Origin of the sequence: Stenotrophomonas sp. GbtcB23 (genome assembly GCF_019091045.1) — a bacterium.
GTDB lineage: Bacteria > Pseudomonadota > Gammaproteobacteria > Xanthomonadales > Xanthomonadaceae > Stenotrophomonas > Stenotrophomonas rhizophila_A.
Genome location: NZ_JAGXKC010000002.1, coordinates 163,451 through 180,286, shown reverse-complemented (window position 1 = coordinate 180,286; position 16,836 = coordinate 163,451). Strand labels below are relative to the sequence as shown.

Here is a 16,836-nt window from a genome sequence, read left to right as displayed (position 1 = left end):
GAGGCGGCGACGATGTGGAGTTTACTCATCGGGTGGTTGGTTCCACGGGGGGAAATGACAAGTTCAGATATGCGCTACTCTTGGTCAATATGACGTATCCGAAACTGTGAACTGTCCAGAAATTTTGGAAACGTCGCGTGGCGCTTCTGTGCCTTACGTTCAGAACCAGGCGATTCGTTGAAAGCCTCGCATCCAAACGGCTGCATGGTATGACGTATTGAACATTCGTTGACACCGCCGCTTCACTTTGACGTCAAGGTCGGGGCGCGCGATCAGACATGAGTTCGCTGCGATCCACTTTATTGCATGCAGGTGAGGCGCTGGCGTCCAAGTGCGTCAGGATGCTCTGGAGTAGCTCGCGCGCATCCCGCCCACCATTGCACAGGAAGTTCGAGCTCGGTCGCTGCAGGTTGTACATGCCGATGAAGAACAGTCCCGGCTGCGGGGAGACGCCGTAATCGCCCAGTGGGTAGCCGTTCGGGTCGAGTACGCCCGGTACTTCGAGCCATGGCCACTGCGCGTCGAAGCCGGTGGCTGCCACAATCGAGCCAATGCCGGCGGCGTCCAGCCGGATGCAACGTGGTGAGGCGTCCGGCTCCCAGTCCAGGTAGACCTCTTCGGGCAGATAGCGGGCGTCGTCGGTCGGTGTCTCTGTGGTGGATGCATAGTGCGCATCGGCCATGTCGTTGAGGTGCCTGTACTCGGCGCGGGTGCGGGCCACCGCCTCGCGGATCTGCGGGCGCGCATCGCGGAAGTGCGCAATGTGGCCTTCCAGGTGCTCCAGTCTGCCAAGCAGCATGATGCCGTCGCGATGCATCGACAGCAGGCTGATGGAGCTGCCCATGCCCAGCGCGCCCGTTCCAGATACCAAGGGGAACTCTGCCGTTCTTGCCTTTTGCATCGCGCCCGGCACCCCCGCCGCCACGTCCGGCCGCTCGCTTACGTGCCGGTGCAGCAGCCCCTGCATGTCCCACCAGTGCATGGAATCCCTGCCGCGTACCCGGCGGATGTGCGAGAAACGATCGGCCATGGACCAGTACACCTCGCGCCCTGCAGTACGAAGGTCCTGGGCGATCTGTGCGCCGGACTGGCCACCGCCGATCACAAGCACGGCGCCCGGGCCGAGCTGCTGGGGCCGCCGGTAATCGCCGGAGTGGACAACCTCCAGCTCGGAGGCAGGGGAGAAGAACGCCCGCGGCCAGCGCGGGCGGCGGTACTCCCCGCTGGCCACGACCACGCAGCGTGCTTCGAGCGTGCCGTCGCTGGTGATGACGCGGTAGCCGTCGCCTGCCGCAAACACCCTATGCACGACGCATCCCTCGACGACAGGCAGCCGCCGCCGGCGCGCATAGTCGGTCAGCATGTTGATGACCTCGGGCGCGGTGGCGAAACCCGTGGGATCCGCGCCGTCGTACTGGTAGCCGGGCAGGGCGGTCAGGAAGTTGGGCGTGTTGAGGCGGAAGGAATCCCACCGTCGCGTCCAGCTGGAGCCGATGGTTTCCGCTTCCAGAACCAGATGACGCACGCCTGCCTCCACCAGCAAAGCGCTGAGCGACAGGCCGGAGTGTCCTGCTCCAATGACAACTGCGTCATAGGGCCGTGCGTCGGGGATGGCTTGCATGGGTTACTCCTTGTGATGTGCGCGTTCGGCGTTCGTGGAGGTATCGCGCTCCCACCGTCGGGAGGTCAACGCGATGTCGCGCGGAATGTGACGCGTCACTTGCCTGTAGTTCACGCGTGTTGGAAGGTGTGCACGCCATCAAGGAACCGGCCGAACTCCCGTTTCGGAAGACCGGGAGCGACAAGCGTTCAGGCGTTTTCAGCTGCCGCTCTCGCGGGAATGGGCCAGGCATGTCAAGGGGCACTTCGACACCGTCGCGTCTGTACCGGGTGGACGCGACAAAGGCAGGGCGTTCACGTCGCCTCGGCGGCACGCTTATTAGGGTTCTTCCTGAGACCATTGGCCCGGCTGGGCCCAACCGCCACGATCCGGTATCGCTGCTGTCGCCAACGGTCGCTAAAATGGGCCGTCCCCCCGTCCTGACGCCGCTCCTGGAGCCGCTGCCCATGCCATTTGAAGCCAAGCCGGAAGGCGAGGTCGTCCCGGTCCTGGAGCCGGGCTATCTGTCCATCCGCGCGCTGCGCAAGGAATTCGACGGCTTCGTCGCACTCGACGATGTCAGCCTGGACGTGCGCAAAGGCGAGATCTTTGCCCTGCTGGGCGGCTCGGGAAGCGGCAAATCGACCCTGCTGCGCTGCCTGGGCGGGTTCGAGACCCCCACCGCCGGCACCATCGACCTGGACGGCCAGCGCATCAACGCGCTGCCTCCGTACCAGCGGCCGATCAACATGATGTTCCAGTCCTATGCGCTGTTCCCGCACATGAGCGTGGAGCAGAACATTGCCTTCGGCCTCAAGCAGGATGGCCTGGCCCGCGACGCCATCCGCCGCCGGGTCGGCGAGATGCTGGAGCTGGTGCAGCTGGAGAAGCTGGCCAAGCGCAAGCCGCACCAGCTGTCCGGCGGCCAGCAGCAGCGCGTGGCGCTGGCGCGGTCGCTGGCCAAGGGGCCCAAGCTGCTGCTGCTGGACGAGCCGATGGGCGCGCTGGACAAGAAGCTGCGCTCGCAGATGCAGATCGAGCTGGTCAACATCATCGAAACATCGGGGGTGACCTGCGTGATGGTCACCCACGACCAGGAAGAAGCGATGACCATGGCCACCCGCATTGCGGTCATGGATGCCGGCTGGATCCAGCAGGTCGGCAAGCCGGACGAGATCTACGAACAGCCGGCAAACCGCTTCGTGGCCGGCTTCATCGGCTCGGTCAACCTGTTCGACGGGGTGATCGACGAGGACCTGCCCGAGTACGTCACCGTGCGCACGCCCCTGTTCCCGGCGCCCATCTACGTGGCGCACGGCATTACCGGGTACGAAGGGCAGCCGGTGGCGTTCGCGCTGCGCCCGGAGAAGGTGATGATCGGCAAGGACGAACCGGCCGGCGACACCAACAAGGCGCAGGGCGTGATCGAGGAGATCGCCTACTTCGGCAGTCATTCGGTGTACCACGTGCGCCTGCCCAGCGGGGCCAAGGTGCTGTCCAATTTCGCCAACTCGCAGCGTTGGGCCAGCGATGGCCTGACTTGGGGCGACAGCGTCTGGGTGCACTGGCGCGACAACGACGGCGTGGTGCTCACCGCATGAACGCCACCGGCTGGAAGCGCTGGCTCCCCGGCACGCGCAGCGGCGTGATCGCCGCGCCGTACCTGTGGCTGCTGCTGTTCTTCGCGGTGCCGTTCGTGATCATCCTGATGATCTCGTTCGCGCGCACCCAGGTCGGCTCGCCGCCGTACACGTGGCTGCTGGAATACGTGGACGGTGCGTTCTCGCTCAAGCTCAACCTGGGCAACTACGCGGCCATGGTCAAGGACAGCCAGTACGTGCTTGCCTACCTGAGCTCGATCAGGATCGCGGTGATCGCCACGCTGTTCACGCTGTTGATCGGTTACCCGATGGCATATGTGATCTCGCGGATGAGCCCGGCCGCGCGCAACGTGGCGATGATGCTGGTGGTGCTGCCGTCGTGGACCTCGTTCCTGATCCGGGTGTATGCGTGGATCGGCATCCTCGACCGCAACGGCCTGCTCAACCAGCTGCTGCTGAAGATCGGGGTCATCGATGCACCGCTGCAGATCCTGTACACCCCGACTGCCGCCTACATCGGCATCGTGTACTGCTACCTGCCGTTCATGGTGCTGCCGCTGTACGCCAACCTGGTGAAGCTGGACAACCGCCTGCTGGAGGCCGCCTACGACCTCGGTGCCAAGCCGTGGCAGGCGTTCCTGCGCATCACCCTGCCGCTGTCGCGCACCGGCATCATCGCCGGCTGCATGCTGGTGATGATTCCCGCCGTGGGCGAATTCGTGATCCCGGAAATGCTGGGCGGGCCGGATACGCTGATGATCGGCCGGGTGCTGTGGGGCGAGTTCTTCAACAACCGGGACTGGCCGACCGCCTCGGCGGTGGCAATCGTGATGCTGGCCCTGCTGCTGGTGCCGATCCTGCTGTTCAACCGGGTGCAGCAGCGTGAGCTGGAAGGGAAGCTGACGTGAGCATGGTGCGCCGCAGCCGCTGGCTGGGCTGGACGGTCCTGGGGCTGGGCTTTGCCTTCCTGTACCTGCCGATCCTGCTGCTGATGATCTATTCGTTCAACGCGTCGAAGCTGGCCACGGTGTGGTCGGGCTTCTCCACGCGCTGGTACGGCGAGCTGTTCAACAACCGGCAGATCCTGGATGCACTGTGGATCAGCCTGAAGGTGGCGTTCTGGACCGCCAGCGCGGCGACCGTGCTGGGCACCATGGCCGCGATGGTGATGACCCGCTTCAAGCGCTTCCCGGGCAAGACCGTGTTCGGCGCCCTGATCACCGCGCCGCTGGTGATGCCCGAAGTGATCCTGGGCTTCTCGCTGATGACGCTGCTGGTGGCGATGGGGGGCATTCCCGGCTTCCCCAGCCGAGGCGTGGGCAGCATCTGGATCGCGCATGTCACGTTCACGCTGTCTTTCGTGACCGTGATTGTGTCCTCGCGGCTGCAGGAGCTGGACCGCTCGCTGGAAGAGGCGGCCATGGACCTGGGCGCGAGCAGGCTGAAGGTGTTCTTCCAGATCACCCTGCCGATCATCGCCCCGGCGCTGGTGGCCGGCTGGCTGCTGGCCTTCACCCTGTCGCTGGATGACGTGGTGATCGCCAGTTTCGTCGCGGGGCCGAATTCGACCACGCTCCCGATGAAGGTGTTCGCTTCGGTGCGGATGGGCATCAAGCCGGAGATCAACGCCTTGGCCACGTTGATGGTTCTGGCGGTGTCGATCGCGGCGGTGGTGGGGTGGTTCATTACCTCGCGCAGCGAGAAGCGTCGGCAGCGCGACATGCAGATGGCGCTGCAGGAAAAGGGCTGACACAACACCCGGCTCACGGGGCCGGGCGCAGAATGGGTGCCTGTCTTTCGGAGCACCGCGATGACCGTCGAAATCGTCAACCCCGCCACGGGCCTTGTGACTTACCGCCACGAGCTGCTGGACGCCGCCGGGATCGAGCAGCGGCTGGCCGCCGCCGCCGCGGCCTTCCCGACGTGGTCGTCCCGTTCGCTGCAGGAGCGCGGCGCCATCCTGCGTGCCATCGCCGGCCAGCTGCGCGCGCGCAGGGACGACATCCAGCAGGCGATGACCACCGAGATGGGCAAGCTCAAGGGCGAGGCGCTGGCCGAGGTGGAGAAGTGCGCGCAGGCCTGCGAGTACTACGCCGACCACGCCGCCGATTACCTCAAGCCGCAGCTGATCGACACCGAAGCCCAGCGCAGCTACGTGCGCTATGAACCGATCGGCTGCGTGTTCGCGGTGATGCCGTGGAACTTCCCGATCTGGCAGGTGTTCCGCTTCCTGGCGCCGGCGTTCATGGCCGGCAACGTGGCCCTGCTCAAGCATGCCAGCAACGTGCCGCAGTGCGCCGACCTGATCCTGGCGGTGTGCCGCGACGGCGGCTTGCCCGAGGGCGTGTTCGATGTGCTGCACATCGACAACGACCAGGCCGCCGAGGTGCTGCGCGACAAGCGGGTCAAGGCGGTCACCCTGACCGGCAGCGAGCGGGCGGGGCGCTCGATCGCGTCCAACGCCGGCGACCAGCTCAAGAAGTGCGTGATGGAGCTGGGCGGCAGCGATGCGTTCGTGGTGCTGGACGATGCGGACCTGGACAAGACGGTTGCCGCTGCGGTGAAGTCGCGCTTCGACAACAGCGGGCAGACCTGCATCGCCGCCAAGCGCTTCATCGTGGTCGATGCGATTGCCGACGCGTTCGTGGAGAAGTTCGTCGCAGCGGCCGCAGCGCGTGTGTATGGCGATCCGCAGGACGAGAAGACCACGCTGGCGCCGATGGCACGTGCCGACCTGCGCGAGGAGCTGCACAAGCAGGTGCAGGCGAGCGTGGACAAGGGGGCCAGGGTACTGCTGGGCGGCGAGCCGGTGGCCGGCACCCATGCGGGTTACCCGGCGACCATCCTCGACAATGTGGAACCGGGCATGCCGGCCTACGACGAGGAACTGTTCGGGCCGGTGGCGGCGATCCTGCGCGTGCGCGACGACGCCGATGCGCTGCGGGTGGCCAACGACACCACCTTCGGGCTGGGCGGCAGCGTGTGGAGTGGAGATGCGGTGCGCGGCGAAGGCATCGCCAAGCGGCTGGAATGCGGCGCGGCATTCGTCAATGCCATCGTCAAAAGCGATGTCCGGTTGCCGTTCGGCGGCAGCAAGCGCTCGGGCTTTGGTCGCGAACTGGCCGACCACGGCATCCACGAGTTCATGAACATCAAAACCGTTTACGTGGCCTGATGAGGTTGACCACCAACGGTCGCCACCTGCCGGTCCACGCGGTGGGTATCGACCGTTGGTCGATACGCGTTACAGCCAACGGGCGCGCTTGAACAGCCGATACAACCCCACGCACACCGCACCCACCCCGACGATCATCGCGGGGTAGGCCCACGGCTTGTCCAGCTCGGGCATGTGGGTGAAGTTCATGCCGTACCAGCTGGTGATCAGGGTCGGGGCGGCCAGCAGCGCCGCCCACGCACCGAGGCGCTTGACCGTCTCGCCCTGGGCCAGGGTTACCAGCGACAGGTTCACGCTCAGTGCCGTACCCAGCATCTCGCGCAGGGTATCGATCACATCACTGATGCGCACGGCGTGGTCGTGCACGTCGCGGATGTACAGCTTCACTTCGTCGGGGATCAGCTCGCCGGGATAGCGGCGCAGCTGCGCCAGCACGTCCTGCAGCGGTGCGACCGCCATCCGCATCTTGTTGAGTTCGCGCTTGAGCTCGTAAAGGCGTACCACCGTGGTGCGTTTGTAACTGTCGGCGAAGATGTCCTTCTCCAGCGAATCCAGCGTGTCGCGGAAGTCGGTGGTGATCGGCAGGTAGTTGTCGACCACGAAGTCCAGCACGGCATACAGGCAGTAGGAGGCGCCCATGGTCAGCAACTGCGGTTCGCGTTCCACCCGGGCGCGGACCGGGGCGTAGGACAGCGATGCGCCGTGGCGCACGGTCACCAGGAAGCGCGGACCGAGGAAAGCGTGTGTTTCGCCATACTCGATGCGGTCCTGCACGCGTTGCGCGGTGGTCACCACCACGAACAGGGAATTGCCGTAGGCCTCGACCTTGGGCCGCTGGTGGGCGTTGCGTGCATCGTCTATGGCCAGGTCGTGCAGGCAGAATTCCTCCTGCAGCTTGAGCAGCACCGCGTCGGCCGGGTCGTAAAGGCCCACCCACACAAAACCGTTCTTGCTGGCGATCACATCGCTGATCGCATCCAGCGCGATGTCGTGTCGCTTGCCCTGGTCGTCGTAGTGAACGCAGTTGATGACACAGGTCGGATTGGAGGCGGCGGGGTGTTCCATGAGCGATATCCTGCGTCAGCGATGCGTGACAGCTGGGTCACGACGGCCCAGTGTCCAGGCCAGCGCCACGTGCAGCGGCAAGAGCAGCACGATCCACTGCAGGTTCACCTGCGCCTGCAGGGTCAGCCAGTGCAGTACCAGGCCGAGCAGGGAGAGCAGGGCAACCGCCCACAAGGTCCAGCGGAACCAGGCGCCGGGCACGCGTGCGCGCAGCAGCGTCACCGCGCCGGGAAGCAGCAGCAGGCACAGCGGCGAGAGCTGCAGCAGGTTGCGGTTGGCCCAGGCGGCGTGGTGCGCGCTGAAGCCCCACAGGTAGGCCAGCAGGATGCCGGCGATCCCGCAGAACAGCCACAGCGGCAGGGCCAGCGCGGCCAGCAGGCGCCGGCGGCGGCGCAGGACCAGCACGCCGGCAGCCAGCACCAGCCCGCACAGCAGCCACGGCCACCAGCGGCGCGCGGATTCAGCCGGTTCCGGGGCGATGCGGTGTGGCAGCAGCTCCAGCTCTTCCTGCACCAGCGGGCGGCCGTCGCTGTTGCGCACCTCGCGCAGCGCGTCGGCCAGGCGCATCGGCACGAAGGCTTCCTGCCACCGCGACAGCGGCTGGTCGGCGAACGGGCCGAGCCCGATGTCGAAGCCCAGCCACATCCACGGGGCCGGCGAGGCCAGGCGCACCGATTCGCTGCGGTAGGTGTTGCCGCGCGAACGGCCGGACAGCTGCGAGTGCAGCCCGCCGCCGAGCGCACCATCGATCGCATCGCGCACCATGGTGGCGCAGTTGGCGGTGTAGTAGTCGTAGCGGTAGCGCGCGTTTTCCGGCTTGGCGCGCTCGGCCAGCGACGCGGCAAGCGCACGCGCCTGCTCCGGGCTGAGGTCCAGCCACTGCAGGTTGGCGCCCCGGCCGCTGTCGCGGTAGTAGGAGAGGTCCTGGTCCAGCGGCAGCGCCACCAGGTAATACATCATCTCGCCGCGCAGGAAGCGGCCGACGAAGTCCGGTTCGCTGGGGTCGAAATAGCCGAAGTTGTACGAGGTGGCATCGCCGGTAACCGGGTCCTCGACCACGATCGCGTCATGCCCGAAGCGCTCGAAGAAGATGCTGCCCGGCTGCATGGTCACGATGCCGATGCGCGGTGGCGGCGCTTCGGCGGGCGGCGCGGCGGCGCTGGCCGCCGAAGGTCCAGGCGCTGCCTGTGCCAGTGCGACCAGCGGCAGGCCGGACACACTGGCCAGGAACAGGAGGAACAACAGGCGGCACAACGGCCACCGCGTCAGCAGGGGCCGCATGGCGTGCGTCAATCCTCGATGATGGCGTCGGGCGGCAGCACGGTCACATGGAACGCCTGCACGCGGCGGGCATCGGCGCGCGCCACCCGGAACACGAAGCGGTCCAGGGTCAGCTCGTCGCCGGTTTCGGGCAGGTGCCCGATCGCCTCGGTGACCAGGCCACCGATGGTGTCGTAGTCGTCGTCCGGGAACGCAGCGCCGAAACGCTCGTTGAAATCCCCGATCGGGGTCAGCGCGTCGACCACGTACTGGCCGTCGGCCTGGATCGCGATCTGCGCGGTGTGGTCTTCGGCTTCATCATGCTCGTCATCGATCTCGCCGACGATCTGCTCCAGCACGTCCTCGATGGTGACCAGCCCGGCAACACCGCCGTACTCGTCCACCACGATCGCCATGTGGTTGCGCGAGAGCCGGAATTCCTTGAGCAGCACGTTGAGCTTCTTGGCTTCGGGAATCAGCACCGCCGGGCGCAGCAGCTCGCGCACGTTGGCCGGCCCGTTGTCGGCGACCACGCCGCGCAGCAGGTCCTTGGCCAGCAGCACGCCCAGGATGTCGTCCTTGTTGTCACCGTGCACCGGGAAGCGCGAATGGCCGGATTCGACCACCTGCTTCATCAGCTCAAGGAAGGGGGCTTCCACGGGCAGCGAGACCATCTGCGAACGCGAGATCATCACGTCGCCCACGGTCAGTTCCGCCACCGAGATCGCGCCCTCCATCATGCGCAGCGTGTCGGCGGCAATCAGGCCGTCTTCGTGCGCGGAGTGCAGTACCGCCACCAGCTCGTCGCGGGTGTGGGGTTCGCCGGAGAAGGCAGACGTCAGGCGTTCAAGCCAGCTGCGCTTCTTCTCATTCTGCTCCGGAACGGAGCCACTACTGTCGTCTTCAGACATCTCTGCAAAAAAGGCACCCGGCGAGCCGGGCGTTGGCGCCAGTCTAGCAGGATGCGGGCCGCTGTCAGCGCCCGCCCGGCGGGGTGTTCACGGACGGGGGCAGGGCGCCGGCCGGCGCTGCCGGGGTGTCGGCCGGGGCTTCGTCCTCGGCGGGCAGGTCCAGGCTGTAGGTGCAGCCGGCCAAGGTCTTGCCGGGGTGGGTCTTGACCGTGGACAGGCTCAGGATGATCGACTCGATCATCGGCTCGCCGGTACGCGGATCGGCCACGTCCCGGCTGACCACCTCACGGCCGGCCATGAACTTGTCCGGGTTGTCCACGCCGTCTTCCAGGGCCAGGGTCTTGGCCATCGGGCGGGGATCGGCCACGTCCAGGATCGCCATGATGCTGGCCCCGGACACCGCCACGTATTCGGTGCGCTGCCCGAACACCGTCAACGGCGTGGCCAGGCGGTACTCACTCATGAACTGGTTGTTCTGCGGCAGCGGCTGCATGCCGTTGGCCACGGCCTTGAGCGGGTCGGCCACGACCGGGGCGACCGCGTCATAGTCGGCCACGCGCTGTCGGCACTCGATCAGCGCGGCCAGGTCCAGCGGCGCGGCGGCAGGGGCGGCCGTTGTCGGGGCGGCGGCCAGGGCCGGGGTGGAAAACAGGGCCAGCAGGCACAGGCAGGCGGGGCGTGCGAAGGTCATGCAGGAAACGTCCGTCAGGGGCGGCGGCTCAGCGCTCGCCGGCGTAGGGGTCGGCGATGCCGAGGTCGGCCAGGATCTCGCGCTCCAGCTGCTCCATGGCTTCGGCTTCCTTGTCGTCCTCGTGGTCCCAGCCCAGCAGGTGCAGCACCCCGTGCACGGTCAGGTGCGCGTAGTGGGCATTGAGCGCCTTGGCCTGTTCCATCGCTTCGGCGGCCACCACCGGCGCGCAGATCACCAGGTCGCCCAGCAGCGGGAACTTGACCCCCTTGGGCAGGCCTTCGGGCAGCTCGGCGGGGAAGCTGAGTACGTTGGTAGCGTAGTCCTTGCCGCGGTAGTGCCGGTTCAGCGACTGGCCCTCCTTGGCGTCGACCACGCGGATGGCCAGGTCGGCCTCGCGGATGCGGCCGTTCAGTGCCGCAGCCACCCATCTGCGGAAACTCACCGCCGACGGCAACCCGGCACGGGGCAGGGCGTAGCTGACGGCGACATCGAGTCGAATGGGGCCTTTGGTCATGGCGGTTCCGGTACTTCGGGTTCTATCAGGAAACCACAGTATCGCGCGTGTGGCGCCGCGCCGCGATGGCCGCGCTCATTCGGCGCCCGGCTTGACCTGCTGCAGGTCGCGGCGGTCGTACGCGCTTACGATGCGCGCCACCAGCGGGTGGCGTACCACGTCGCGGGCCTCGAAGAAGGTGAAGCTCACCCCGTCCACGTCGCGCAGCACCTCGATGGCATCGCGCAGGCCGGACTTCACGTGCTTGGGCAGGTCGGTCTGGGTCAGGTCGCCGGTGACCACGGCGGTGGAGCCGAAGCCCAGCCGGGTCAGGAACATCTTCATCTGCTCGACGGTGGTGTTCTGCGCTTCGTCCAGGATCACGTACGCATCATTGAGCGTGCGTCCACGCATGTACGCCAGCGGCGCAATCTCGATGACGTTCTTCTCCAGCAGCTTGATCACCTTTTCCACGCCCAGCATTTCATACAGCGCGTCGTACAGCGGGCGCAGGTACGGATCGACCTTCTGGCTCAGGTCGCCGGGCAGGAAGCCCAGCTTCTCGCCGGCTTCCACCGCCGGGCGCACCAGGATCAGGCGCTGCACCCGCGATTCGTTCAACGCATCCACGGCGCTGGCCACGGCCAGGAAGGTCTTGCCGGTACCGGCCGGCCCAATGCCGAAGTTGATGTCGTGGGTGGTGATCTGGTGCAGGTAGCGCGCCTGGTTGGCACCACGCCCGCGCACGGTGCCGCGCTTGACCTTGATGGTGACTTCCTGCGCTTCGTAGCTGCGCTCCACCAGGTGTTCCACGTTGGCCTGGTTCAGGCGCAGGTGGATGGCGTGGCTGTCGAAGGGCGTCTCGGCCGCCTCCAGGTACAGCGCTTCGATCAGCGCCTGTGCTTCCTCGGCCACGGCCTTCGGGCCGGTGACCCGGAAGACGTGGCCGCGGTTGGCGATTTCCACGCCGAGCTTGAGTTCGATCTGGCGCAGGTGCTCGTCGAAGGGGCCGGCCAGGTTGGCAAGGCGTTCGTTGTCTTCCGGGGCCAGGGTGAAGTCGCGGTGTGCCAGTGCGGTCATTGCGTCCGGCGGCGACGGTCGTCATGGCCGTGCCGCAAGTTGGGGATAGGAAGGACAGGGTAGCGCGGGCGTGCAGGCCTCGCCACAGCAGCGCGGTTCTCCACAGCGGCTGTGCAGCAGCAGTGCAGCAACCTGTGGATAGTCTCTGACGGCCCTACTGCCGCAATGCTGTCGCGTGCGTGGTCAAAAAAGCGACATCTAGCTCGGGGTTTTCCACACCGCTTGTGGGCGGTTGCGCGGGAAAGGTGTGGATAAGCGGCGGTACCCCCTGCGGCGCAATGGCTGCGGAAGGGTGATCATTTCATGACCAGTGCGCGGACCCGCTGGCACGCGTGACCGATCCTTCACGGGTGCATGCGCAAGGTGACCTCTTCTTCCCCCGCCGTGCCCTGCCGGAGCCGCGTCGATGTCCGCAGCCAGCTACCTGTCCATGCGTGGGGTGTTCCTGGCCGGCGCGGGCCTGCTGCTGTCGGCGTGTCCGCAGGAGCCGCCGGCCGCGCTCGGTACCTTGGAGTGGGACCGCATTACCGTGCCGGCGCCCGCGGCGGAAACCATCGTGGCCATCCGGGTCCACGAAGGCCAGCAGGTGGCCGCCGGGGCGGCGCTGCTGCAGCTGGAGCCGATCCGCACCGCCGCCCAGCTGCAGGCATTGGAAGCGCAGGCCAGCCAGGCCGCGCAGGCCCTGCAGGAACTGCGTGAGGGCCCTCGCCGCGAGGACATCGACCAGGCGCGGGCCAACCTGGCGTCGGCACGCGCGCAGGCCGTCGATGCGTCGGCCTATTACCGCCGTCTGCAGCCGCTGGGTCGGCAGCAACTGGTGGCCGCTGCCGATGTGGACCGCGCGCGGGCGGCCGCCGGCAGCGCGCAAGGCGCGGTGCAGGCGGCCGAACAGGCGCTGCTGGCGCTGGAACACGGTAGCCGCGTGGAGCAGGTGGCCCAGGGCGAAGCCGCCCTGCAGTCGGCACAGGCCCAGGCCGCGGCGCAGGCAGTGACGCTGCGCAAGCTCGACCTCGTTGCCCCGCGCGCCGGGCGCGTCGATGCGCTGCCCTACCGGCTGGGCGACCAGGCGCCGGTGGGGGCCCCGCTGGTGGTGCTGCTGGTCGGCGACCGCCCTTACGCCCGGGTGTACCTGCCTGAGCCACTGCGCCTGAAAGTGCGGGTGGGGCAGGCGGCCCAGATTCACCTGCAGGGTCGCGACGGCGCGTTTGCCGGCCATGTGCGCAGCATCCGCAGCGATCCCGGCTTCACGCCGTACTACGCGCTCAGCGGCGACGACGTGTCGCGGTTGAGCTGGCTGGCGGAAATCGAACTGGACCGCGCCGACGGGAGCGCGCCGCTGGCGGACCTGCCCGCCGGCGTGCCGGTGCGGGTGGTGTTTTGAACGCCGCCGAACCGGCGATCCGCGCGCGCGGGCTGACCAAGCAGTTTGGATCGCTGGTGGCGGTGGATCATGTCGACCTCAGCGTGCCGCGCGCCAACGTCTATGGGTTCCTGGGGCCGAATGGCTCGGGCAAATCAACCACCATCCGCATGCTGTGCGGCCTGCTCACCCCGAGCGCGGGCGAGATCGAAGTGCTGGGCTTGCGCATACCGGAGCAGGCCGAGGCGCTGCGCCGGCGCATCGGCTACATGACCCAGCGCTTTTCGCTGTTTGAAGACCTCACCGTGCGCGAGAACCTGGAGTTCCTGGCGGCGGTGCAGGACATCCCGCGCGCCCGGGCGCGGCAGCGCATCGATGAGTTGCTGGAGCACTACCATTTCCAGGACCGCCAGAAGCAGTTGGCCGGCACCATGAGCGGCGGCCAGAAGCAGCGGCTGGCACTGGCCGGTGCCGTGATCCACGCGCCGGAGCTGTTGTTCCTGGACGAGCCGACCAGTGCGGTGGACCCCGAGTCGCGGCGCGATTTCTGGGAAAAGCTCTTCGACCTGGCGGACGCCGGCACCACCTTGCTGGTGTCCACGCATTACATGGACGAGGCCGAGCGCTGCCACCGTCTGGCCATCCTCGACCAGGGGGTGCTGGTGGCCGATGGCAGCCCGGCCGAACTCACCGCCGCACTGCAGGGGCGCACCCTGGAAGTGCATGCGGCGCAGCCACGACAAGCCCAGCGGGCGCTGGCAGGCCTGCCCGGGGTGCTCAGCGTGGCGCAGATCGGCAATACGCTGCGCGTGCTGCTGGACAGCGGCGACGATGCCGAAGCGCGCCTGCAGCAGGCGCTGCGCGCTGCCGGGCAGGGGGCGGAGGTGGTGCGCAGCGCCGCCAACCTGGAAGACGTGTTCGTCTCGGCCACGCGCGGCCGCGAGACGCCTGCCGCGGCCGGGGACACGCCATGAACCTGCGGCGGCTGTGGGCGATCGTGCTCAAGGAGTTGCGGCAGATGCGCCGCGACCGCATCACCCTGGCCATGATCGTCGGCATCCCGGTGATGCAGCTGGTGCTGTTCGGCTATGCGATCAACCTCAACCTCCGCCACCTGGAGACCGGCATCGCCGACCAGGCCGGCAGCGCGGCCTCGCGCGCGCTGCTGGCCGACATGGTGGCCACCGGGGTGATCGCCCCGACCCTGCACGTGGACACTCCCGACCAGTTGATGACCGCGCTGCGGCGCGGGCAGGTCAGCATCGGCATCGTGGTGCCGCCTGATTTCGAGCGACGCCGGTTCGACGGCCGTGAGGCGGTGCAGGTGCTGGTGGATGGCAGCGATACCGTCGTGCAGAGCGCGGCGGTCCAGCTGGCCCAGGTGCCGCTGGACACCCGTCCGGTGCGCAACGACCGGCCACTGCGCGCGGGCGCATCGGGTGCGGCCGGGCAGATCAGCGTGGTGGCGTTTTACAACCCGCAGCGGCGCTCGGCGATCAACATCGTGCCCGGCCTGATCGGGATAATCCTGACCATGACCATGGTGATGTTCACTGCCGTGGCGATCGTGCGCGAACGCGAGCGCGGCAACATGGAATTGCTGATCGCCACGCCACTGAGCCGCAGCGAGCTGATGGTCGGCAAGGTGCTGCCGTATGCGGTGATCGGCCTGATCCAGACCACGCTGGTGCTGCTGCTGGGGATGTGGCTGTTCGAGGTGCCGGTGCGCGGCAGCGTGCTGGATGTCTACCTGGCGGCGGTGCTGCTGATCACCGCCAACCTGGCGCTGGGCCTGTTGATCTCGACCCGCGCGCAGTCGCAGTTCCAGGCCATGCAGATGACGATGTTCGTGTTCCTGCCATCGATCCTGCTGTCGGGTTTCATGTTCCCGTTCGCCGGCATGCCGCGCATCGTGCAGTGGCTGGCCGAGATCCTGCCGCTCACCCACTTCCTCCGCCTGGTGCGCGGCATCATGCTGCGCGGCGCCCGCTGGTGGGAACTGTGGCCGGAGGTGCTGGCACTGCTGGGCTTCATCGTGGTGATGATGACCCTGGCCATCCTGCGGTTCCGCAAGCGCCTGGATTAGCGCGCATGCCGACCAACGGTCGGCATCTACCCGGTAGGTACCGACCGTTGGTCGGTACGTGGGCTCACGCGATGACCAGCCGTCCGCGCAGCGAATTGCTGTACGCCTCGGTGATCTCCACATCGACCAGCTGGCCGACCAGACGCGCCTGCCCCGGGAAATTCACCGACCGCATGTTCTCGGTCTTGCCGGTGAGCTCATTCGGATCGCGGCGCGACGGACCTTCCACCAGCACCGTCTGCACCGTGCCGACCATCGCATGGGAGATGGCGGCTGCCTGCCCGTTGATCCGGGCCTGCAGGCGCGACAGCCGCGCGTGCTTCTCCGCATCGCTGATGGTGTCCTCGAGGTCGGCTGCGGGCGTGCCCGGTCGGCGCGAATAGATGAAGGAGAAGCTGTGGTCGAAGCCTACGTCCTCGATCAGCTTCATGGTCTTCTCGAAGTCCGCGTCCGTCTCGCCAGGGAAGCCGACGATGAAGTCCGAGCTGATCGAAATGTCCGGGCGTACTGCGCGCAGCTTGCGGATCTTGGCCTTGAATTCGAGCGCGGTGTAGCCGCGCTTCATCGCCGACAGCACCCGGTCGCTGCCGGCCTGCACCGGCAGGTGCAGGAAATTGGCCAGCTGCGGCACGTCGCGGTAAGCATCCACCAGCGAATCGCTGAACTCCAGCGGGTGCGAGGTGGTGAAGCGGATGCGGTCCACCCCGTCGATCTCGGCGATGGTGCGGATCAGCAGGCCGAGGTCGGCAAACTCGCCATCCCCATAGGGACCGCGGTAGGCATTGACGTTCTGGCCCAGCAGGTTGATCTCGCGCACGCCCTGCGCGGCCAGCTGCGCCACTTCCACCACCACGTCCTCGAACGGGCGGCTGACCTCGGTGCCACGGGTGTAGGGCACCACGCAGAACGAACAGTATTTCGAGCAGCCTTCCATGATCGACACGAACGCCGAACCGCCTTCGGCCTGCGGCTCGGGCAGGCGGTCGAACTTCTCGATCTCGGGGAAGCTGATGTCCACCTGCGACCTGCCCGATTCGCGCCGCTGGCGGATCAGCTCGGGCAGGCGGTGCAGGGTCTGCGGGCCGAACACCAGGTCCACATGCGGGGCGCGCTTGATGATGGCTTCGCCTTCCTGGGAGGCCACGCAACCGCCCACGCCGATGATGACGCCCCGGCCGTTGTTCTTCAGCGCCTTCCAGTAGCCCAGCTGGCTGAACACCTTCTCCTGCGCTTTCTCGCGGATCGAGCAGGTGTTCATCAGCAGCACGTCGGCTTCGGCCGGGTCGTCGGTCAGCTCCAGGCCTTCTTCGGCGGCAAGCACGTCGGCCATTTTGGTCGAGTCGTACTCGTTCATCTGGCAACCGTGGGTCTTGATGTACAGCTTGCCGCGCACGGGGCCCGTCACCTGCGGCCGGGAACCGGGCAGGGGCAGCAGGTCGGGGCGGGGCGAATCGATGGCAGGCACGGCGGTGCCGGCCGAGGTCGGCAGGGTCGAAGCTGGCGTCCCGGTCATG

The 16,836-nt window shown here is 67.2% G+C and carries 15 protein-coding genes; 7 read left to right on the top strand and 8 right to left on the bottom strand.

Features of this window, described 5'->3' with window-relative positions:
* Nucleotides 1-253: 253 nt before the first annotated feature.
* On the bottom strand, nt 254-1,621 hold the full coding sequence (locus tag KVS69_RS01780; RefSeq protein WP_217536074.1) for an NAD(P)/FAD-dependent oxidoreductase: 1,368 nt from the start codon (nt 1,619-1,621) through the stop codon (nt 254-256).
* Nucleotides 1,622-2,067: 446 nt separating this feature from the next.
* On the opposite strand from KVS69_RS01780, the gene potA reads away from it, so the two are divergent.
* From potA to KVS69_RS01760, 4 genes are read left to right on the top strand one after another with little or no spacing between them, the layout of a single operon-like run.
* Entirely contained in the window at nt 2,068-3,201 is a 1,134-nt protein-coding gene (gene potA, locus KVS69_RS01775) for a polyamine ABC transporter ATP-binding protein (protein ID WP_217536072.1), read from the top strand.
* Nucleotides 3,198-4,109 (top strand): ABC transporter permease subunit, encoded by a 912-nt coding sequence (locus tag KVS69_RS01770; RefSeq protein ID WP_068850639.1) that lies wholly within the window; start codon nt 3,198-3,200, stop codon nt 4,107-4,109. The genes potA and KVS69_RS01770 overlap by 4 nt, the downstream gene beginning before the upstream one ends.
* 2 nt (nt 4,110-4,111) lie before the next feature.
* Nucleotides 4,112-4,951 (top strand): ABC transporter permease subunit, encoded by an 840-nt coding sequence (locus KVS69_RS01765; RefSeq protein WP_217536105.1) that lies wholly within the window; start codon nt 4,112-4,114, stop codon nt 4,949-4,951.
* A 60-nt stretch (nt 4,952-5,011) separates the two neighbouring features.
* Nucleotides 5,012-6,376: an NAD-dependent succinate-semialdehyde dehydrogenase gene (locus KVS69_RS01760; RefSeq protein ID WP_217536070.1), complete on the top strand. Its 1,365-nt coding sequence runs from the start codon at nt 5,012-5,014 to the stop codon at nt 6,374-6,376.
* Between the two features lie 69 nt (nt 6,377-6,445).
* Here KVS69_RS01760 and KVS69_RS01755 read toward each other — a convergent pair whose 3' ends face one another.
* The 6 genes from KVS69_RS01755 to KVS69_RS01730 form a co-directional block, all read right to left on the bottom strand.
* A complete protein-coding gene (locus KVS69_RS01755) occupies nt 6,446-7,441 on the bottom strand; it encodes a magnesium and cobalt transport protein CorA (RefSeq protein ID WP_217536067.1) in 996 nt (331 codons plus the stop codon).
* Between the two features lie 15 nt (nt 7,442-7,456).
* Nucleotides 7,457-8,722, bottom strand: a complete 1,266-nt coding sequence (locus tag KVS69_RS01750; protein WP_217536066.1) for a DUF4105 domain-containing protein — start codon at nt 8,720-8,722, stop codon at nt 7,457-7,459.
* A gap of 8 nt (nt 8,723-8,730) precedes the next feature.
* Nucleotides 8,731-9,612, bottom strand: a complete 882-nt coding sequence (locus KVS69_RS01745; RefSeq protein ID WP_068850649.1) for a transporter associated domain-containing protein — start codon at nt 9,610-9,612, stop codon at nt 8,731-8,733.
* Between the two features lie 64 nt (nt 9,613-9,676).
* Nucleotides 9,677-10,303: a hypothetical protein gene (locus KVS69_RS01740; protein ID WP_254621961.1), complete on the bottom strand. Its 627-nt coding sequence runs from the start codon at nt 10,301-10,303 to the stop codon at nt 9,677-9,679.
* Nucleotides 10,304-10,331: 28 nt separating this feature from the next.
* Nucleotides 10,332-10,817 (bottom strand): rRNA maturation RNase YbeY, encoded by a 486-nt coding sequence (gene ybeY / locus KVS69_RS01735; protein ID WP_184124186.1) that lies wholly within the window; start codon nt 10,815-10,817, stop codon nt 10,332-10,334.
* 75 nt (nt 10,818-10,892) lie between these two features.
* A complete protein-coding gene (locus KVS69_RS01730) occupies nt 10,893-11,876 on the bottom strand; it encodes a PhoH family protein (RefSeq protein ID WP_068850654.1) in 984 nt (327 codons plus the stop codon).
* A gap of 406 nt (nt 11,877-12,282) precedes the next feature.
* On the opposite strand from KVS69_RS01730, the gene KVS69_RS01725 reads away from it, so the two are divergent.
* From KVS69_RS01725 to KVS69_RS01715, 3 genes are read left to right on the top strand one after another with little or no spacing between them, the layout of a single operon-like run.
* Nucleotides 12,283-13,257, top strand: coding sequence for an HlyD family efflux transporter periplasmic adaptor subunit (locus tag KVS69_RS01725; protein WP_217536064.1), 975 nt, complete (start codon nt 12,283-12,285; stop codon nt 13,255-13,257).
* Between the two features lie 17 nt (nt 13,258-13,274).
* Entirely contained in the window at nt 13,275-14,210 is a 936-nt protein-coding gene (locus KVS69_RS01720) for an ABC transporter ATP-binding protein (RefSeq protein ID WP_217536100.1), read from the top strand.
* A complete protein-coding gene (locus tag KVS69_RS01715) occupies nt 14,207-15,322 on the top strand; it encodes an ABC transporter permease (RefSeq protein WP_217536062.1) in 1,116 nt (371 codons plus the stop codon). Before KVS69_RS01720 ends, KVS69_RS01715 begins: the two co-directional genes overlap by 4 nt.
* 64 nt (nt 15,323-15,386) lie before the next feature.
* On the opposite strand, the gene miaB is transcribed toward KVS69_RS01715, so the two are convergent.
* The gene (gene miaB / locus KVS69_RS01710) at nt 15,387-16,835 is read right to left on the bottom strand and encodes a tRNA (N6-isopentenyl adenosine(37)-C2)-methylthiotransferase MiaB (RefSeq protein ID WP_217536060.1); all 1,449 of its coding nucleotides are present in this window, start codon (nt 16,833-16,835) and stop codon (nt 15,387-15,389) included.
* Between the last annotated feature and the right edge of the window lies 1 nt (nt 16,836).